Source organism: [Lactobacillus] rogosae, assembly GCA_900112995.1.
GTDB lineage: Bacteria > Bacillota > Clostridia > Lachnospirales > Lachnospiraceae > Lachnospira > Lachnospira rogosae.
In genome coordinates, this window is sequence record FONU01000011.1 from 101,628 (window position 1) to 123,107 (window position 21,480).

Here is a 21,480-nt window from a genome sequence, read left to right on the forward strand (position 1 = left end):
TTTAATGATTTGATTTTTTTAGTATTAAAATATATACAGGCTATGATATAAGAAATGATAATACCAGAAGTCGAATTATAATGTGTGTAAAGTTGATTTGAAGCAATTTGCAATAAATCTCTAAAAAATAATGCATGCAGTAATATAATTATAAATGTGGAAATATAATCATACATAAAATATTTAATGGCAGTAATGAGGCGTTTGATAAGTGCTCCGTTGCAGCTTACTAAAATATAGGCAAGTATAATAATATTTAATATATATACGAACCAGTTAGGAAAAGTTATTATTGCATAGAATATTCTAAATGTTAAAAAAATAGGTCTGAGTATGTGTTTATAATATGATTTATAACCGTGATTTTTAATAAACAAATCAATAATTAGAAAATCAAAGAAATTCTCAATTGTGTCAAAAAATATATTGTAAAAATTCATAAATCCCCCCTGTAGTAACAATATTATTATACAGAATATAAAAATTAAGTCAATTTTTACCAAATAGCACAGTTTAAATACCAAATAGCACATGTTTATTGCATTAGAAATATAGAAGTGATATGTTTGCTGAGAAAGGAGATGATATATATGAATTATAAAAAACAATTAAAAGAAATGTCAGAATTGGAACAAATAAACATAGTTGGTGGAAGTTCAAAAGGAAAAGTAACATATTGGAAAAATGTTTATGATGTATTGTTAGATTTGTTTGGAATGAAGTAAAAATAGTTCTTAAAAATTATAATCCCATTTATAGATACATATAGGGGTATAAGTCTAAAGAATTTGTAAGATAGTTATAAATCAGATTTGCAAAAAGCAAACTGTTTTATATATAAAGGGAAATTTTGATAAATTGCGCAAAATATCAAATTTTTTAATGGTTAATGCTTATAAAAAGTACCTAGGTAGAGATTATCACTTTTTATATAAGTGTAAAAAATATATAACAAAGGAGATTTATTAAAATGGAATTAACAATGAGCAATGGGTTATGTGAAATGAGTGTAAATGAAATTCTGTTACTTGATGGAGGAGAATGGAGTTGGAGTTGGAGTGATTTTGGAGCTTCAACAGCAGGTAATTGTGTAGGAGGTGCAGCGGCAGGAGGAGTCACAGCGGTATGCACAGGAGGAACATTTTGGCCTGCTGTAGGAGTTGGAGCTCTTGGAGGAGCTGTATGGGGAGCAGGAAGCTATTCAGTAGGACAGCTTTGGAAAGGATTATTTGGATAATATTAAGTTATATCTAATTAGTTATTAAATTTTTTGCAATACTGTGGATTGTAAAAATTGTTATTTGATTAATTATCAAAACAACCCACAGTATTGTATTTTAAATTTATTGCATATATATAAAGTAATTATATGGAGGATACTTTAAATGAGATGTACAAACTGTCAAAGTCAACAAATGGTTAAAATGGCTCTTATAGCAAATCAGATTTGGAAGATAAAAGTTGTTAATGAGATTAAGAAAAATAAGTATGATAAAAAATCTGAAAAAGGAATAAATGCATATTTATGTGAAGAATGTGGACATATAGATTTATGGTTAGAGGATAATAAAAATGAATAAAAGATACAAATATTGCTTGAGTAGTATAAATGCATTTTGTGGCGTGCTTAGTATTATGTTGTTAGTAGATTATAATAGAATTCTTATAATATTAATTATATTAGTATTATTTGTGGTTAATGTTTATTTATTAAAAAAATAAAAACTTGAATTTGATTAAATAGTTGCATATATATTTATAGAAAAATAGGTTTTGATAAAATGTTTACTGATGAATATTACCAATTAAGGTTTAAATTGTATCAGCGATTGGAGTGCTAGACAAATGAGATATTATTGTGTAAAACAACACGACATAACAGACTGTGGGGCAGCCTGTCTTGCAACAATTTGCAAGCAAAATGATTATAAAATTGGAATTACCAGAATTCGTGAAGTTGCCGGAACAGATAAGCAAGGAACGAATGTCTATGGAATAATAAAAGCCGCAGAAACATTAGGTTTTAGTGCTAAAGGTGTAAAAGGAGATAAAGAAGCATTTTTTTCAGAGTTTCCATTACCTTGCATTGCACATGTAATAATGGATGGCAATTTATTGCACTATGTAGTTATACATAAAATAACAAAAAAACAAGTTGTTATTGCTGATCCAGGAGCAGGCATTGTAAGACTTACACCAGAGGAGTTCTTTGGAGATGTTCATAAGGAGGGAAAACCACCAAAATATCAGTGGAGTGGAGTACTAATACTTCTTGTGAAATCAGAAAGTTTTCAAACAGGAGATGAAACTAAAGGTTTATTTCAGAGATTTATACATTTATTATTACCACAGAAAAAATTGATAATTCATATATTTATAGCTTCACTTATATATACAATATTAGGCATATTAGCAGCATTTTATTTTAAAGTTTTAGTAGATGATATTTTACCAGACAGCTTGATGAAAACACTCACAACATTGTCAATTGGAATAATTGTATTGAATATTTTTAAAGTTATTTTAAATGCTTTTAGAACACACCTTCTATTATATTTAAGTCAGAAACTTGATATAGCATTATTATTAGGATATTACAGACACGTTTTGGAACTTCCGATGAATTTTTTTGGAACAAGAAAAGTAGGAGAATAACACAAAACAAACAAATGGTCTGTAATATTTTACAGATTTAAAATAATTTTCACCAAGCAACGCAGAGCCTGTTGATAATGCAAATACACATTGAAACCAATAAAGTTTTATGTTAGAATAGACCCAATATAACAATAACAGTGCGAAGCCGCATATACAGGAGGTTTTAGATACAATGGAAGCATACAAGCAGGAATTTATAGATTTTATGGTTGAGAGTGATGTGTTAAAGTTTGGAGATTTCACATTAAAGAGTGGAAGAAAGTCCCCATTTTTTATGAATGCAGGTGCATATGTAACAGGTACACAGCTTATGCGTCTTGGCGAGTATTATGCTAAGGCAATTCACGAGACATATGGTGATGATTTTGATGTTCTTTTTGGACCAGCATATAAGGGAATTCCAATCAGCGTAGTTACAGCCGTTGCTTATGCTAAGCTTTATGGTAAGGAAGTGCGTTATTGTTCAGACCGTAAGGAAGAGAAGGACCATGGTGCAGATAAGGGAAGTTTCCTTGGAAGCAAGTTAAAAGATGGCGACAGAGTTATTATGATAGAAGATGTTACAACATCAGGTAAGTCAATGGAAGAGACAGTTCCTAAGGTAAGAGGAGCAGCTGATGTTACAATTATCGGTCTTATGGTATCACTTAACCGTATGGAAGTAGGTCTTGGCGGCAAGGTGAGCGCGTTAGATGAGATTAAGGAAAGATATGGCTTTGAGACAAGTGCAATTGTTTCAATGGCAGACGTTGTAGAACATCTTTATAATAAAGAATGTGAAGGCAGAGTTGTCATTGACGATAAGTTAAAGGCAGCCATAGATACTTATTATGAACAGTATGGGGTGCGTAATTAATTAGTCAGTTTGGTTTATCAAGCCAGCAGGAATGGAGGATTGTTGTGGAAGAAAAATTATATAAAAAAATGAAGTCAGTTGGCGTATCAAATCTTGTGTTTGGAATTGTAACAATCGCTTTTGGTATCGGCGCTGGTGTTATGATGATAGTTAATGGAGCAAGACTTCTTGCACATAAATCAGATATATTATTTTAAATGTATATACTGCCTGATATATTATTGCAATGCTTTAACAGAGTGTTGCAATGGTATGTCAGGCATATTATATTGTGTGGAGAGAGATTATGAATAAGCAGAAGTTTCATAATGTTATGAAATGGATAATTTTTGTTATATATATGTGTCTGCTTATATACGTTGTATTCTTTGCTGAGTCAATGGGAAGGACATCGCAGACAAGACATATATACAATCTGGAACCTTTTAAAGAAATAAAAAGGTTCTGGAAATATATATTAGATAATGATTCACTTGGAAGAATAGCAAGACTTAATATTATAGGAAATGTTGTTGCGTTTATTCCTTTTGGAATATTTCTTCCAGTGCTATCTCACAGAAGAATTAAATTAATAGCAACAACTTTATATTCATTTAGTCTTTCTTTGGCAATAGAGCTTACACAGCTTATAACTATGGTTGGAAGTTGCGATGTAGATGATTTGATATTAAATTGTCTGGGAGGACTGACAGGATACATCATATATGCAGTCTGGTACAAAATTATTAGAAGAGAGGATTAAGCGTGAAATTATTTAATAAATACAAGTTTTCGGATAAAAGGCAGTCGCTTGGTGGAATAATATCTACCATAATGGGTCTGCTTGCATTGGCTTCCTTAATATATGGCGTGTATTTATCCTACAAAGCTGAAGGATATGCAGGTTTAAAGGTAGGAAGTCTTGGACTGTTAAGTCTGTTATTTTCAATAATAGGTTCAGTAATCGGGCTTCTTAGCTTTAAGGAAGATGATAAATTCTATACTTTATCAAAGGTGGGCTCACTGTTATGTGGAATACTCGCAGTATTTATGGCAGCGGTATTCCTTATGGGTATAGTGTAATTGCTAATATATTTTTGTGTAACAATAAAGAATAATATAATAGTTGTGCAGTATTAGAGATTAGTACATTTGTTGTGTGACAATGTAAAATAATAGGATTGTTATATATATAGTAATGGATATTAATATATATATATTTATTATAGAAATGGAGATTAATATGTTTGATGATAATATAGAAGAAAGATATTCGCTTGCAATAGAAAGAATATCAGAGATTAATAAAGATGATGAGCTGTCAGATTATGGTGCTGGCAGTTATGCTGATTATTTTAAAAATGTATCGGCGTTTATACTGCTTATGGATAAGCTCAAGAATGATATAGCTGGCAAAGTATTTGATAACGCTTCATTAGAGGAGCTTGGCGAATATAACAGGGCTTTATATAAAGATGTGACAGGAGAAGCCTATAATACAAGTTATGCTAATCCAAGAGTTAGTGTTAGGTGCTTTGGAGAGCAGTGCGGAAGATTATTCTCAATGGTATATATGGAAATCAGGGGTCTGATTGTATATATGTATGAGCGAAGATTAGCAGATGCAACAGCACTTATTGAGCTGTTTATTGAGCTTTACTGCATAGTTAAGGACTGTGCGGCTGATAATACAGAGGCTGATTATAAGCATCTTAAGGAAGCAGTCTACTGGTATGTAAGTGATTACAGTGATGACCATATTGAATACAGGATAAGGGAACTTATAGACCCATCACTGGATTTTGCTGTAAGAATTATTATGGACAGCGATTTGAATGATTTAAGATATCTGTACAGATATGGGGAATATATTACTGATAATGAAATTAAAATGGCACAGCATTTGAACTCATTATCTGAACAGCAGATAAAAGATATGGCGGCAACATTTACAGAAGGATACCGAAAGGGATTTATTCTTGGCAATAAGCCGTTAGAGAAGAAGCAGACTGTCAATATCAGATACTGCGTAGGCTTTGAAAGACTTGTAAGAGAGGAGATAAAGCAGTTTGAGGCAATGGGGCTTAAGCCTACTATATACAGGGCGGCAGTTAATTCAATTAACAAGCGTATGCATATTAAGATAGGCTATTATGGCGCAAGTCCTAATAAACAGATGGAATTTGACCATAGATTTGATAATGCACTATATCTTGACGGAGATTTTGTTGAGAGAAAGCTTGGTGCATTAAAAAATGCGTATGAAAAGCATAAAGAGCTTGCCGATGTACACGGCGGTCCTGCTGTTATGGAAGTATTTGGTGAGAAGCCATTTGAGCCAGATGATGCTAAAGAATGTTATCATCTTGATGATAAACAGCAGAAGCTTATAGTCAAATATAATAATGAATCAGGAGCTATAGTTAATTCATATATTAAAGGCGAGGAGAGAAGCTTTACTATAATAGCTTATCCATCACCAGAGGCAGGCGACAAGTTCACTGAGATTTTTGATGAGATTGTCAAGATAAATACTCTTGATTATGACAAGTACAAGGTTGTCCAGCAGAGAATTATAGATGTGCTTGATACAGCAGAGTATGTCAGGGTCAAAGGCTGTAACGGCAATGAAACGGATATGAAAGTATCTATAATGAAGGTTAATGATGGCAGTAAGCAGACAGTATTTGAGAACTGCCTTGCAGATGTTAATATACCGCTTGGTGAAGTATTTACATCGCCAGTCCTTAAGGGAACAGAGGGCGTGCTTAATGTAAGCAAGGTATATCTTAACGACATTAATTTCAAGAACCTTAAGGTGCATTTTAAAGATGGTTTTGTCACGGATTATATGTGTGATAATTATGAGGATGAGAAGCGTTGCAAGGATTTATTTAAAGAAAATGTCCTGTTTAACCACGATACACTTCCAATCGGTGAATTTGCAATAGGAACTAATACTACAGCATATGTGTCAGCGAACAGATATGATATTGTGTATCTACTTCCAATTCTTATTGTTGAGAAAATGGGACCACATTTTGCACTTGGTGATACGTGCTATTCAAGGTCAGAGGATGTTGCAGTGTTCAATCCTGATGGCAAGGAGATAATCTCAAGGGATAATGAGGTGTCTTTATTAAGAAAGAGTGAGCCTGACAAGGCATATTACAATTGTCATACAGATATTACAATTCCATATGATGAAATTGGAAGAATATCAGTTGTAGACTATTCAGGAAAAGAAACAAGCATAATACAAAATGGAAGATTTGTGCTTTCAGGAACTGATATGCTTAACGAACCGTTTGAAGATTAAAACAGACATTGGTTCAATAACACGGTTTATGTTAAATTCCTTGACGATATATCTAAAACAAAGTAAAATATTATAGGTATTGTATTATATTATCTGTTTAATTATCCAGATGGATGATTTATCAGATAATATGAAATTATAAGTGATTTAATATTATTTTAAGATGATAGTTGTATTTCTATCAGAATGGAGGAAGTTAAACATGGCTTTAGTAGGAATAGTTATGGGTAGTGATTCTGATATGCCTGTTATGGCAAAGGCAGCAGACATATTAGACAAGTTAGGTATCTCATATGAGATGACAATTATCTCTGCTCACAGAGAACCAGATGTATTCTTTGAATATGCGAAGACAGCAGAACAGAAAGGATTCAAGGTTATCATTGCAGGAGCAGGAATGGCAGCACATCTGCCAGGAATGTGTGCGGCAATATTCCCTATGCCAGTTATTGGTATTCCAATGCACACAACTTCTTTAGGTGGTAGAGATTCGTTATATTCAATAGTACAGATGCCAACAGGAATTCCTGTTGCAACAGTTGCTATTAATGGTGGTGCTAATGCAGGTATTCTTGCAGCTAAGATTCTTGCGACATCAGATGAACAGCTTCTTGAAAGGCTTAAGAATTATACTAAGGAATTAAAGGAAAGTGTTCAGGCTAAAGATGCAAGACTTCAGGAAGTTGGATACAAGAATTACGCAAAGTAATTAAAATATCAGATTGTCGTTAAATTATAAAATGGTGCTTATAAAGCATACATAGTTATTCGCAGATAAGCTGCGTAAGAATGGAGGATTACAATGGATTACAAGAATGCTGGTGTTGATATCGAAGCAGGTTACAAGTCAGTTGAATTAATGAAAGATGCGGTCAAGTCTACATTCAGACCGGAAGTGTTAGGTGGTATCGGTGGATTTTCAGGTGCATTTTCACTTGAGAAGATTAAGCAGATGGAAGACCCGGTTCTTCTTTCAGGAACAGATGGCTGTGGAACAAAGGTTAAGCTTGCTTTTATTATGGATAAGCACGATACAATCGGTATTGATGCAGTTGCAATGTGTGTTAATGATGTTGTATGTGCAGGTGGAGAACCTCTTTTCTTCCTTGACTATATTGCATGTGGAAAGAACTATCCAGAAAAGATTGCAACAATCGTAGGTGGTGTAGCAGAGGGCTGCCGTCAGTCAGAATGTGCACTTATCGGAGGTGAAACAGCAGAACACCCAGGACTTATGCCAGTAGATGAATATGATGTTGCTGGATTTGCTGTAGGTGTTGTTGATAGAAAAGACCTTATAACAGGTGAGAATATTAAGCCGGGCGATACACTTATCGGTATTGCTTCAAGTGGTGTTCATTCTAATGGATTTTCACTTGTAAGAAGTGTATTCACAATAACAGAAGAGTCACTTAATACATATTATGATTCACTTGGCAAGACACTTGGAGAGGCTTTACTTGCTCCAACTAAGATATATGTTAAGACTATGAAGTCTATTAAGAACGCAGGAGTTCGTGTTAAGGGATGCAGCCATATCACAGGTGGCGGTTTCTATGAGAACATTCCAAGAATGTTACCAGATGGTGTAAGAGCTGTTGTAAAGAAAGACAGCTATGAAGTTCCCCCAATCTTTAAGATGTTACAGACAGATGGCGAGATTGAAGAAGATATGATGTATAACACATTTAATATGGGTATTGGTCTTGTACTTGCAGTAGCCCCTGAGGACGTAGATACAACTATGGAAGCTATTAAAGCTGCTGGTGAGACACCTTATGTTATCGGTAATATTGAAGCAGGTGAGAAGGGAGTAACTTTATGCTAAGAATAGCTGTTATGGTATCTGGAGGTGGAACTAATCTTCAGGCTATAATTGATGGTGTAAAGGACAAGACAATTACTAATACACAGATTGCTGCTGTTATAAGTAATAATGCTAATGCTTATGCTCTTACAAGAGCTAAAGAGAACGGAATACCAGCTTATTGTGTATCACCTAAGGATTATGCTACAAGAGATGAATTTAATAAAGCACTTCTTGAAAAGGTTAATTCGCTTAATGTAGACCTTGTTGTGCTTGCGGGCTTCCTTGTTAAAATTCCAGAAGAAATGGTACACGAATACAGCCATAGAATTATTAATATCCACCCATCACTCATCCCATCTTTTTGCGGTGTAGGCTTTTACGGACTTCACGTTCACGAAGCTGCACTTGCCAAAGGTGTTAAGGTTACAGGTGCAACAGTGCATTATGTAGATGAAGGAATGGATACAGGAGAGATTATATTCCAGAAAGCTGTTGAAGTTAAAGATGGTGACACGCCAGAAATTCTTCAAAAGAGAGTTATGGAACAGGCAGAATGGAAGTTACTGCCTGCCGCTATTAACAAGATAGCTAATGAACATGATAACTAGAAAGACTAGATTATATTGGAGGAAGAACAGATGAAGGTTTTAGTTGTAGGCAGCGGTGGACGTGAGCACGCCATATGCTGGAAGATAAGCCAGAGCCCTAAGGTTGATAAGATATATTGTGCACCTGGTAATGCAGGTATTGCTGAGGTTGCGGAATGTGTTGATATTAAAGCTATGGAATTTGATAAGCTTGTTGCATTTGCTAAGGAAAATGCAATCGACCTTACTGTAATTGGTATGGATGATCCACTTGTTGGCGGTATTGTTGATGCATTTGAGGCAGAAGGTTTAAGGGTATTCGGACCTAGAAAGAACGCAGCTATACTTGAAGGTTCAAAGGCATTTTCTAAGGACCTTATGAAGAAATACAATATACCAACAGCAGCATATGAGACATTCACATCTGCTGATGAAGCTAAGAAGTATCTTGAAACAGCTAAGTATCCTATCGTTCTTAAGGCTGACGGTCTTGCACTTGGAAAGGGCGTTCTTATATGTGAAGACAAGCAGATGGCACTTGATGGTGTAGATGAGCTTATGCTTGACAAGAAGTTCGGTTCAGCAGGTAATACAATTGTAGTAGAAGAATTTATGACAGGACGTGAAGTTTCAGTTCTTTCATTTGTTGATGGTAATACTATAAAGATAATGTCTTCTGCACAGGATCATAAGAGAGCCAAGGACGGAGATCAGGGGCTTAATACAGGTGGTATGGGTAACTTCTCACCATCACCATTTTATACTAAGGAAGTTGATGATTTCTGCAAGGCACACATATATCAGGCAACAGTTGATGCGATGAAGGCAGAGGGAAGACCATTTAAGGGTGTTATATTCTTTGGACTTATGCTTACACCAGAAGGTCCTAAGGTACTTGAATATAATGCAAGATTTGGTGATCCTGAAGCACAGGTTGTTCTTCCAAGAATGGAGAATGATATAATTGATGTATTTGAAGCGTGCATAGACGGAACATTAGATAAGATAGATCTTAAGTTTACTGATAATGCGTGTGTATGCGTAGTTCTTGCATCAGACGGTTACCCACTTGAGTACAAGAAGGGCTTTGAGATAACAGGTATGGAGAATTTCAAGGGTAAAGATTCATACTTTTTATTCCACGCTGGTACTAAGTTCAACGAAGAAGGCAAGGTTGTTACTAATGGTGGACGAGTTCTTGGCGTAACAGCATTAGGTGAGGATTTAAAGAAAGCCCGTGCTAATGCTTATGAAGCGACAGAATGGGTTAATTTTGATAATAAATATATGCGTCACGATATAGGTAAAGCTATAGACGAAGCATAATTGTTAATTGAATGTGTTTAAGTAACTCCCGCCACATATAATGGTGGGAGTTATTGTGTAATAATTGTAATAATGGAGGACAATGGAATGAAGATTACATCTGTAAAAGGTACTAATGATTATCTTCCTAATGAAGTAGAGATAAGAGATTATCTCCAGAATGAAATATTAAAAGTATATGTAGAGAATGGTTTTGAACATATAACAACTCCGGTTATTGAAGATATTGAAAATCTTGATAAGAGTGATGGTGGAGAAAACCTTAATCTTATATTTAAGATTATGAAGAGAGGCGACAAGCTTGACAAGGCACTTGCAAGCGGAGTTACTTCACAGAATGAAAATGTTCTTGCAGATATGGGCTTAAGATATGACCTTACACTTCCTTTAAGCAGATATTTTGCTAATAATAAGGATAAGCTTACACTTCCAATGAAGTGTATACAGATGGACAGAGTGTACAGGGCAGAACGTCCACAGAAGGGCAGATTAAGAGAATTCGTACAGTGTGATATAGATATTATAGGTTCTGACTCAAGAGATTCAGAGGTTGAGCTTATACTTATAACAACTAAGGCACTTAAAGCTATAGGAATGAAGAACTTTAAGGTTAAAGTTAATGACAGACGACTTTTAAGAGCATTTCTTATGGACTGCGGATTTGAAGAAAGCCAGCTTGACAGTGTATGTATAACATTTGATAAGATGGATAAAGTTGGTCTTGAGGGCGTTAAGAAGGAACTTGAGGAGAAGGAATTCGCAGAAGCAGCTATAGCCAAGTTTACAGGATTTCTTGCAAATGTAAGCAATCCACAGGAGATTTCTTTAGAGTCAGTTAAAGATATTCTTGTAGATAAAGCACCAGCAGAAAGCCTCGAATATATTATGAAGTCAGTTAATGAGCTTTGTAATGGTGAGTTCGATGTTGTATTCGACCTTTCATTAGTAAGAGGACAGGGATACTACACAGGAACAGTATTTGAAGTTGAAAGCATTGACTTTAAGGGTGCTATTGCAGGTGGTGGAAGATATGATAACCTTATTGGCAAGTTCTTAGGACAGCAGGTAAGTGCAGTAGGATTTTCTATCGGATTTGAGAGAATATTCTCTATACTTATGGAACACGGAATTGACCTTCCTAATAAGGGCAATAAGATAGCAGTAATGTATGATGAGGGCGAGCTTACAGCAGCTTATAAGCTTGCAGAAAAGTACAGGGCAGAAGGCAAGATATGTTCGCTTTATGTTAAGCCAAAGAAGATGGGCAAGTTCTTAGGAAAGCTTGAAGAAAGAGGTTATGCAGGCTTTATTAATGTGAGTAATGATGACGGGATAAGTTATTTTGAGAACTAATAATTAAAATAGAACTTCGGGTAATCTATGAACAAACTGGATATAGATTACCCGAAGTTTTTACATACGTCTGTATAGAAAGAGTGTTACAGACGGCTGTGTCTGATGTAAAAAGTTTATCTGAAAGACTTAAATGCCTTACGCAGTTAGTTCCTTGCCTTGGCAAGTGCACTGTCTATAGCTGATAACAGCATAGTTGCTGTATATTTACTGCTTGCATTGTAGGTGATATTATCTGTTGAGCCGTTGTTGATAACGGCGGTCTTTATCTCATCAAATGAAGAATTAAGCATAGGATACATAGTCTGCACGGACTCTGAAAGATTAACCATTTCGATATTGTTGATATTGTCGGAGTCAACTGTAACCTGAATATCTATAGGAGTACCATTAAGAAGTATTGAGGAAGTGTATACACCTGGTGAATATGTAGGACAAGATGTATTCTTTTTTACTGTGTCAGTGCTGGTGCTTATATTAACACCTGTACTTTTGGCAGCATCTGAACTGCTTCCGCCAAATATAAATATTGCCGCTAATATAATAAGAGCAGCAATTACGCATACCATAATTATCAGTTTCTTAAGTGGAATTACCACAATCCTGGTTGAACCGCTCATATATCCCCCTCATATAACACACATTTATTTTGATAAAATATATGAGCATTCATATATAAATAGAACTTATATATGGTATACTTAAATGAGTTTCATTGAATAAAAATGTGCACGGAAATGAGGATTATTATGTCATTACAACTTATACTTGGAGGATCGGGTGCTGGCAAGTCAACATATTTATATAGTTCAATAATAGAGGAGTCGATTAACAATCCAGACACAGATTATATAATTATCGTGCCAGAGCAGTACACTATGGCAACACAGAAGCGTGTAGTTGAGCTTCACCCACGAAAGGGAATTCTTAATATAGATGTCATAAGCTTTGAAAGGCTTGCTTATAGAGTATTTGAGGAGGTCGGGGCTTCTGACTATCCGGTTCTTGATGATACAGGAAAGAATCTTATAGTAAGAAGAATATTAGAACAGCACAAGAAAGAACTTCGATTCTTTAGTGGTAATATATCCAATACCGGATTTGTGGCTGAGATGAAATCAGTCATATCAGAGATGTTACAGTATGATATAACTGTTGATAAGATAGATGAAATTAATAAAACTGTTGATAATAACAGTCTGCTTGGAATGAAATTAAGTGACATTAATGTTGTTTATAGTGGATTTAGGAATTTTATAAAAGATAATTACATTACATCAGAGGAGATACTTGATCTTCTGTGCAGGAAAGTGCAGGAGTCAGAAAAGCTTAAAGACAGTGTGATAGCACTTGATGGCTTTACTGGTTTTACGCCTGTACAGTACAGGCTTATTGGTCTGCTTCTTGATATATGCACGGATATTAAGGTGGTACTGACTATAGATACAAGTGAGAAGGTTAATGTCAATGAGGGCATTGAGAACCTTTTCTATATGACTAAGGATACAGTGGCACATTTGTATAAGATATGTGATGAACAGCATATTAATATAGAAAATGCTGTGATGATTGATGATGATAATATATCACGTTTTAAGTCGTCAAAGGAGCTTGCATTTCTTGAAAAGAATATATTCAGGGCTGGAAGCAGGCATTATAATGGTGAAGTAAATGATATAGCTTTGTATGCAGGGACAACGCCGAAGGACGAATTGCAGTATATAACAGGAAAGATACTTGAGCTTACACGTCTGTCAGGCTACAGATACAGTGATATAGCGGTTGTTACAGGTGATATTGGTGTGTATGGAAAGCTTGCCGCTAATATATTTTCCCAGAATGAAATACCATTTTTCTTAGACCAGAAACGTCATATAACAGATAACTGCTTAGTGGAAATGATTACCGCAGTACTTGATATTATCGAGAAGAATTATGCCTATGACAGTATGTTCAGATATCTAAGAACAGGATTTACCCAACTTACAAGAGATGAGATAGATATTCTTGATAATTATTGTCTTGCGGTTGGCATAAAGGGCAGGAAGCAGTGGAACAATGAATGGATAAGAAAGTTCAGGACAGGAAGGGAAGATACAGACCTTGGACTTCTTAACAGATTAAGACGCGAAGTCATTACTCCAATAGATGTTCTTCACAAAGATATTAAGGAGGCAGATGGAAATGTAGCTGCCATTACCAGGGCTTTATATGAATTCATAGCAGGACTTGATTGTGAAAGAAAGCTGTCATCTATAGATGTGGATAGTGAAGAATATGGACAGATATATAAGAAGATAATAGAACTATTAGATAAGATAGTTGAATTATTAGGCAGTGAGAAGGTTACATTAAAAGAATACAATCATATTATAGCATCTGGATTGGAGGAGATTAAGATAGGACTTATACCTCCGGCTAACGACTGCGTTGTAATAGGTGATATTGAGAGAACAAGACTTGATAATATAAAGGTAATGTTCTTTGCGGGCGTTAATGATGGGTATGTTCCAAAAAAAAGCGACAACAGAAGCGTTCTTTCAGAAACAGACAGGGACAGGCTTAAGGGTATGGACGTATCATTATCAATGTCAGTCAGGGAAAAAGCGTTTATTCAGAGATTTTATTTATACCTTATTATGACAAAGACATCAGAAAAGCTTTATATAACTTATGCACGCAATGGCATGGATATGAAAGCGGTTCTTCCTTCTTACATAATAAGAATGATTAAGAAAATGTTTCCGCTTGTTAAAGAGTACGCAAGAGAGGATACATTTGCAGAACACGCATATATACGAATTCCAAAAGCAGACATTGTATGGAGCGAGGTCAATCTTAATAAAGTGCTTGCAGAGGGAATTGCACTTGAATTATATGGAAGGGAGCTTACAGGAAGCGTAACATCATTTGAACAGTTCGCTTCGTGCCAGTTCGCATATTTCTGCCAGTATGGACTTGGGCTTAAAGAGAGGGAAGAATATCAGTTTGCGGTTAATGACTTTGGTACAATTCTTCACGCTGTAATTGAAGATGTGTCAAAAAATATAAAGCAGAACAATAAATCCTTCGTGCTTTTAAGTGATGAGGAAAGAAGCCAGATGGTATCAGAGAGTATCAATGCAATAGCTGAGAATTATGGCAATACGATACTTAAGGACTCAAGCCGTAATGAGTATCTTATACAGAGAATGAAGAATTACGCTGACAGGACACTGTGGGCAATTGGAAAGCAGCTTGCTGACGGAATATTCAGGCCAGATGCATTTGAGAAGGGATTTCTTACACAGATAGAAGAACTTCCGCACGATGTACTATTTTATATGAAGGGCAAGATAGACCGGATAGATGTGTGCGAGGATGACGAAAATTTATATGTCAAAGTCGTGGATTACAAGACAGGACAGTCAGATTTTAATCTTTTAAAGACATATTATGGCTTGAAAATCCAGCTCCTTACATATATGAGGGAAGCAATGATATATGAAAAGAAGAAATATGGTGACAAGAATATAATTCCAGCAGGGCTTTTATATTATAATATTCAGGACCCGATAGTTGAGGCGAAGAAAGATGATGACGAGGTCGAGGCACTTATAAGAAAAGAATTAAGAATGAAGGGCGTTGTTAATTCTAATAAGAATATTATAAGTATGATGGATTCAACAGAGGGTTCATCTGTTAATATTCCTGTCAGTTACAATAAATCTGGTGAACTTGATATGCGATACAGCAGGGTTATGACAACTGATGAGTTCGATAAGCTTGGTGAATATGTTGATAAAGAAAATGTCAATAACGCAGGAAAGATACTTAATGGAAGCATTAATATCAATCCGTATATTAAGGGTAATGAGAACAGTTGTACTTATTGTCAGTATAACAGTGTGTGTGGATTTAGCACAGATATGCCGGGTACAAGTTATCGAAGACTTTCCAATTTAAGCAAAGAAGATATATGGAAATTAATAGATGAGAATAACAGCGGTGAAGCGTACAGCAGTAGTAAAGAGCATAACAGTACAGAAAAGTATAACGATAGTGAAGAATATAACAAAGAAACTGACAGTAATTCAGAGGTGTAATGATGGCAAAGAAATGGACTGATGAACAGCTTAAGGCAATAGATACTAAGAACAGGAATATACTTGTGTCAGCCGCCGCAGGTTCAGGAAAGACAGCGGTTCTTGTTGAACGAATTATCAATATGATTACAGGTGAGAACAGCACGGATATAGACAGACTTGTTGTTGTTACATTTACCAAGGCCGCCGCGGCAGAGATGAAAGCAAGAATAAGAAACAGGCTTGATGATATGCTTGACAATAATGAGGCAGATACCAATCTTTTAAAGCAGATTGCACTTATTAACAATGCACATATAACAACAATAGATAGTTTCTGTCTGTGGATAATAAAAAATCATTTTTCAGAGATTGAATTAGACCCCGGTTTCAGGGCGGCAGATAATGGAGAGATTACACTTCTTGAGAATGATGTAATGCAGGAGCTTCTTGAGGACTATTATACAGAGGCAGATGAGGATTTTATTAATCTTGTAGAGGCTTATGGAACAGGACGTAATGACCAGAATATAGAAGAACTTATTAAGAAAATATATAATCTTGCACGAAGCAATCCATGGCCTTCTGAATGGTATAAGGAAACGCTTGATATGTATGAAGCACCAGATAATTCTAACAACAGGGCGATAGCTGACCTGTATGAAAGCATTATCAATTCGCTGAGTGATTACTGCCGCAAATATGAATATATGATTGAACTTTGCCAGCACGTAGACGGTCCGGTGTCATATCTTGATGCAATCAATTCAGATTATATGAATATCAAAAGAATACTTGAAGCACCAGACTTTGATGACCTTTCGGTAAGAATAAGAAAGACGGTATTTGACAGATTAAGCAATAAGAAAATGCCTGATGCGAGGGAAGATTTAAAAGAATATGTCAAGAATGAAAGAAATAATTTCAAGAAATATATTAATTCCCTTATCAGTGGTGTGTTCACAGCAGATATTGATACATTAATTGAAGATGTGAAAGCTAATGCACCAATGATTGCTATGATGGTAAAGCTTGCTAATGATTTTGCACAAAGAATGTCAGAACAGAAAAAAGACCGTGGAATAATAGATTTTAATGATATGGAACATCTTGCACTTGATATTCTTGTAAAGAATAATGCTGGTATTATTGAGTATACCAGGACAGCAGATGAACTTGCAGAGAGCTTTGATGAGATATTAATAGACGAGTATCAGGATTCCAACCAGTTACAGGAAGAAATACTTACTGCTGTATCAAGGCAGAGAATGTCCGATTATTTCAATAATGTATATATGGTTGGAGATGTTAAGCAGAGTATATATAAGTTCAGACTTGCGTGTCCTGAGTTATTTATGAGCAAGTATGATAATTATTCATCGCAGAATGATAACTGCAAAGATAAAGCACAATATAATGACTGCGAAGATACATCATTTGGCGGTGGTGAGCAGAATATAAGTTCTTGTAAGATAGAATTACAGAAGAATTTCCGAAGCAGAAGTAATGTTCTTGATAGTACCAATGATGTGTTCTTCCGTGTTATGAATAAGAATTTCTGCGGCATACAGTATGATGATAGGCAGCAGCTTAACTGTGGGTTAGATTATCCAGCGTGTGAGGATAAAAGAAACTTCGGGCAGGACAGTGAGAAAAGCACAGATATTGTGCTTGTTGATATGTCGGGTGATGAGGACGGCGATGGAATAAGGGCAGAGGCAAGATATGCCGCATTAAGAATAAGAGAACTTATGTCAGAAGATAATGCTTATTACGTGTATGATGCTGACCTTGAAGATTACAGGAGAATAAAATATGGTGATATTGTTATTCTCACAAGAACGCTTACAGGCTGGGCAGATGTGCTTGTCAATGAACTGCTTGACTGCGGAGTGCCGGCTATGGCAGATACTGCACAGCAGTATTTTAAATTAAGGGAGATAAAGGTCCTTATAAGCCTGCTTACCTGCATAGACAATCCATTGCAGGATATACCTATGGCTTCTGTGCTTTTGTCATACTTTGGAGGTTTTACGGAAGATGAATTATGCAAGATAAGAATATCAGGAAAGAAATATTCACAGAAGTTTCTTATCAGGCAGATGAAGAGCATAGCAGAGAATGAGGACGAGGATTGCGATTATAAGAAATGCAGTGCATTTATTGATAAGCTTAATGTCTTAAGAGATAAATCCAGAATAATGACTATCTATGATTTGCTGTGGGAGATTGTATACAACACAGGTTATTATGATTACGCAGGAACTATGCCGGCAGGAGCTAAAAGACAATCTAATATAGATGTGCTTCTGGACAGGGCATCTTCATTTGAGGGAACAAGCTACAGCGGACTTTTTAATTTCTTAAGATATATAGAAAGATTGCAGAAATACGACATAGATATAACCGACTCACAGGGTATGGGAGATAACGGCGACTCTGTAAGGGTAATGAGCATACATAAGAGCAAAGGTCTTGAGTTTCCGGTTGTAATTGTAGCCGGACTTAACAAGCAGATTAATAAAATGGATGCAAGAAGCAGGATTGTTATTGATAAAGAGCTGGGCATAGGTGCTGATTATGTTAATCTTGACCGCAAGACCAAGACATCTACTATTATAAAAGGGGCGATTGCAAGAAAGATTGTAAGAGATGGAATATCCGAGGAAGAAAGAGTTCTGTATGTTGCAATGACACGAGCAAGGGAAAAGCTTATTATGATGGGAAATGTCACTGACACAGACAAGGCAATGACAGGCTGGAATTCAATTGCTGATGAGATTAGAATGTCTGGAATATATTCTTATGCTGACTGCGAGAAGATAGACAAGTTCGCAGATATGGTAATTCCAGTTGTACTTACTGGAAAGGAATACAATAAAGGAGAATTCAATATAAAGCTTATTGGTGTGGAAGAAATTAATTCTTTATTGAACAAATCGGACATTGACCAGACCGGAAGCCAAGCAACAGATGAAAGTCAGGTAGGCGAAAAAACAGCCTATGGAACTTCGCCTTTAAAGGAGCTTCCGCCATATATTAAAGACCCTGATGCAGACAGAAAAGTAAAAGTAACTGTCAGTGAGTTAAAGAAAATGCAGAATGAAGCAGATTACGAGCAAAATGCTTTTGCGGCAGACAGTATCAAAAAGGCTGCGGGCATTATGGAGGCAGAAAGAATTAAAGAAGCGGCTGGCGGTGTTAAAGAAGCAGACGGCGGGGCAGAATCTGAAGCTGCAGACGAATATATTCCAACAGTTCCTAAGTTTATAAGCAGTGAAGAAAAAGAGCTTGTAAGTAATGAACGTGGAACGGCATACCACAGGGTTATGGAATGTCTGAATTATTCAAAAGCTGGAAGCACTGAGGATATAAAGAATGAAATTGACAGAATGGTAAGAGAAGAAAAGCTGTCATTAAAACAAGCTGAATGCATAAAGCTTAAGGATATAGATACATTTGCAGGATCATCAATAGGTGAAAGAATTAAGCGTGCATATGCTTACGGCGGGGTGAAAAGGGAACAGCCATTTGTATTTGAATATGACAGACAGCTTGTACAGGGGGTCATTGACCTGTATTTTATTGAGGACGGACAGCTTGTTATAGTTGATTATAAGACTGACCGGGTGTTAAGAGGCAGGGCAGGAGAGGACGAGCTTAGAAGAAGATATTCTATCCAGCTTGATTACTATGCTATGGCACTGTCACAGATAACAGGCTTAAAGGTTAAAGAAAAAGTAATATATTCCTTTGCACTGGGAAGAAGCTTAACTGTAGAGTAATTATCTGGAATAGGTAATAGAATAAACTGAGTAGTTTATAAAATAGTCCGGCACTAAGTAGTTGAATTAAATTGATGGATACTATATACTAGATTAGTTAAAGTGTAAAATGATTTAAGAAATGGAGAAATTATGTCAGATATTACAAGTGAAATTAAGAAAAGAAGGACATTTGCAATCATATCCCACCCGGATGCTGGTAAGACAACACTTACTGAGAAGTTCTTGTTATATGGTGGTGCTATTAATCTTGCTGGTTCTGTAAAGGGTAAGAAGACAGCGAAACACGCAGTATCAGACTGGATGGAGATTGAGAAGGAAAGAGGTATCTCTGTAACATCTTCAGTACTTCAGTTTAATTATGATGGATATTGCATTAATATTCTTGATACACCTGGACACGAAGATTTCTCAGAGGATACTTATAGAACTCTTATGGCTGCTGACTCAGCCGTAATGGTTATAGATGCTTCAAAGGGTGTTGAGAAACAGACTATTAAGCTTTTTAAAGTATGTGTTATGAGACATATTCCGATCTTTACATTTATTAATAAAATGGATAGAGAAGCCAACGACCCATTCGAGCTTCTTGATGAGATAGAAAATGTACTTGGAATTGCTACTTGTCCTATCAACTGGCCTATAGGCTGTGGTAAGGCATTTAAGGGTGTATATGACAGAAAGCAGAAAGAGGTATCACTCTTTAAGGCGGCAATGAATGGACAGAAGGAAGTAGATACTAAGAATATATCAATAGATGATGATGAGCTTAAGGCAGAGATTGGTGATGATTACTGGGCTAAGCTTGAAGAAGATGTAGAACTCTTAGATGGTGCAAGTGCAGAATTTGATCTTGCCAAGGTTCAGGCAGGAGATTTAACACCTGTATTCTTTGGTTCAGCACTTACTAACTTTGGTGTAGAGACATTTTTACAGCATTTCCTTGATATGACTACATCACCACTTCCACGTAATTCGTCAGTAGGTCTTATAGACCCATTTAAGGAAGATTTCTCTGCTTTTGTATTTAAGATACAGGCTAATATGAATAAGGCACATAGAGATAGAATTGCATTTATGCGTATATGTTCAGGAAAGTTCACTGCCGGTATGGAAGCTAACCACGTTCAGGGTGGCAAGAAGATAAGGCTTTCACAGCCACAGCAGATGATGGCACAGGAAAGACACATTGTAGAAGAAGCTTATGCAGGAGATATAATAGGTGTATTCGATCCGGGTATATTCTCAATAGGTGATACTATATGTACTTCTAATAAGAAGTTCCAGTTTGATGGAATTCCTACATTCGCACCGGAACATTTTGCAAGAGTAAGGCAGATTGATACAATGAAGCGTAAGCAGTTCATTAAGGGAATAAGCCAGATTGCACAGGAAGGTGCTATTCAGATATTTCAGGAATATAACACTGGAATGGAAGAAATTATTGTCGGCGTTGTCGGTGTACTTCAGTTTGAAGTTCTTGAATACAGACTTAAGAATGAGTACAATGTAGATATAAAGTTAGAGCCGCTTCCATATGAACATATCAGATGGATTGAAAATCCAGAAGAAGTTGATGTGAACAGAATTGTCGGTACTTCTGATATGAAAAAGATTAAAGACCTTAAGGGCAATCCGTTATTGGTATTTGCTAACAGCTGGTCAGTTAATATGGTGCTTGAACGTAATGAGGGACTTAAGTTATCTGAGTTTGGAAAGAACAACTAAATTGCAGATTTAATA

General features: G+C 35.8%; 18 protein-coding genes. 17 read left to right on the top strand and 1 reads right to left on the bottom strand.

Features of this window, described 5'->3' with window-relative positions:
* Window positions 1-590 precede the first annotated feature (590 nt).
* The 14 genes from BM157_RS12975 (at window position 591) to hisS (ending at window position 11,888) form a co-directional block, all read left to right on the top strand.
* The gene (locus tag BM157_RS12975) at window positions 591-725 is read left to right on the top strand and encodes a hypothetical protein (protein ID WP_022501536.1); all 135 of its coding nucleotides are present in this window, start codon (window positions 591-593) and stop codon (window positions 723-725) included.
* Window positions 726-970: 245 nt separating this feature from the next.
* Window positions 971-1,237 carry a hypothetical protein gene (locus BM157_RS05900; RefSeq protein WP_022501535.1) on the top strand — a complete coding sequence of 89 codons (267 nt, stop codon included), beginning with the start codon at window positions 971-973 and terminating at the stop codon, window positions 1,235-1,237.
* 148 nt (window positions 1,238-1,385) lie between these two features.
* On the top strand, window positions 1,386-1,580 hold the full coding sequence (locus BM157_RS05905; protein ID WP_022501534.1) for a hypothetical protein: 195 nt from the start codon (window positions 1,386-1,388) through the stop codon (window positions 1,578-1,580).
* A 265-nt stretch (window positions 1,581-1,845) separates the two neighbouring features.
* Window positions 1,846-2,655, top strand: coding sequence for a cysteine peptidase family C39 domain-containing protein (locus BM157_RS05910; RefSeq protein ID WP_318255833.1), 810 nt, complete (start codon window positions 1,846-1,848; stop codon window positions 2,653-2,655).
* 175 nt (window positions 2,656-2,830) lie between these two features.
* Window positions 2,831-3,514 (top strand): orotate phosphoribosyltransferase, encoded by a 684-nt coding sequence (pyrE, locus tag BM157_RS05915; protein ID WP_022502335.1) that lies wholly within the window; start codon window positions 2,831-2,833, stop codon window positions 3,512-3,514.
* Between the two features lie 44 nt (window positions 3,515-3,558).
* Window positions 3,559-3,711, top strand: coding sequence for a hypothetical protein (locus tag BM157_RS12980; RefSeq protein WP_022502334.1), 153 nt, complete (start codon window positions 3,559-3,561; stop codon window positions 3,709-3,711).
* A gap of 89 nt (window positions 3,712-3,800) precedes the next feature.
* The gene (locus BM157_RS05920) at window positions 3,801-4,256 is read left to right on the top strand and encodes a VanZ family protein (RefSeq protein WP_070101494.1); all 456 of its coding nucleotides are present in this window, start codon (window positions 3,801-3,803) and stop codon (window positions 4,254-4,256) included.
* Window positions 4,257-4,258: 2 nt separating this feature from the next.
* A complete protein-coding gene (locus BM157_RS05925; protein ID WP_022502332.1) occupies window positions 4,259-4,576 on the top strand; it encodes a DUF6142 family protein in 318 nt (105 codons plus the stop codon).
* A 160-nt stretch (window positions 4,577-4,736) separates the two neighbouring features.
* The gene (locus BM157_RS05930) at window positions 4,737-6,812 is read left to right on the top strand and encodes an aminopeptidase (RefSeq protein WP_090140301.1); all 2,076 of its coding nucleotides are present in this window, start codon (window positions 4,737-4,739) and stop codon (window positions 6,810-6,812) included.
* A gap of 202 nt (window positions 6,813-7,014) precedes the next feature.
* The gene (purE, locus tag BM157_RS05935; protein WP_022502330.1) at window positions 7,015-7,521 is read left to right on the top strand and encodes a 5-(carboxyamino)imidazole ribonucleotide mutase; all 507 of its coding nucleotides are present in this window, start codon (window positions 7,015-7,017) and stop codon (window positions 7,519-7,521) included.
* A 93-nt stretch (window positions 7,522-7,614) separates the two neighbouring features.
* Window positions 7,615-8,640 (top strand): phosphoribosylformylglycinamidine cyclo-ligase, encoded by a 1,026-nt coding sequence (gene purM / locus BM157_RS05940; protein WP_022502329.1) that lies wholly within the window; start codon window positions 7,615-7,617, stop codon window positions 8,638-8,640.
* A complete protein-coding gene (gene purN / locus BM157_RS05945) occupies window positions 8,634-9,230 on the top strand; it encodes a phosphoribosylglycinamide formyltransferase (protein WP_022502328.1) in 597 nt (198 codons plus the stop codon). Before purM ends, purN begins: the two co-directional genes overlap by 7 nt.
* 30 nt (window positions 9,231-9,260) lie before the next feature.
* On the top strand, window positions 9,261-10,535 hold the full coding sequence (gene purD / locus BM157_RS05950; RefSeq protein WP_055176277.1) for a phosphoribosylamine--glycine ligase: 1,275 nt from the start codon (window positions 9,261-9,263) through the stop codon (window positions 10,533-10,535).
* Between the two features lie 87 nt (window positions 10,536-10,622).
* Window positions 10,623-11,888 (top strand): histidine--tRNA ligase, encoded by a 1,266-nt coding sequence (gene hisS / locus BM157_RS05955; protein ID WP_055176272.1) that lies wholly within the window; start codon window positions 10,623-10,625, stop codon window positions 11,886-11,888.
* A 146-nt stretch (window positions 11,889-12,034) separates the two neighbouring features.
* Here the strand turns inward: hisS and BM157_RS05960 are convergent, their stop codons facing one another.
* Entirely contained in the window at window positions 12,035-12,508 is a 474-nt protein-coding gene (locus tag BM157_RS05960; RefSeq protein ID WP_055176269.1) for a hypothetical protein, read from the bottom strand.
* A gap of 129 nt (window positions 12,509-12,637) precedes the next feature.
* Between BM157_RS05960 and BM157_RS05965 the strand changes: the two genes are divergently transcribed.
* The 3 genes from BM157_RS05965 (at window position 12,638) to BM157_RS05975 (ending at window position 21,465) form a co-directional block, all read left to right on the top strand.
* A complete protein-coding gene (locus BM157_RS05965) occupies window positions 12,638-15,973 on the top strand; it encodes a PD-(D/E)XK nuclease family protein (protein ID WP_318255834.1) in 3,336 nt (1,111 codons plus the stop codon).
* 2 nt (window positions 15,974-15,975) lie between these two features.
* Window positions 15,976-19,737, top strand: coding sequence for a UvrD-helicase domain-containing protein (locus tag BM157_RS05970; protein ID WP_318255835.1), 3,762 nt, complete (start codon window positions 15,976-15,978; stop codon window positions 19,735-19,737).
* 132 nt (window positions 19,738-19,869) lie between these two features.
* Window positions 19,870-21,465, top strand: coding sequence for a peptide chain release factor 3 (locus tag BM157_RS05975; RefSeq protein ID WP_022502322.1), 1,596 nt, complete (start codon window positions 19,870-19,872; stop codon window positions 21,463-21,465).
* The last annotated feature ends 15 nt before the right edge of the window (window positions 21,466-21,480 follow it).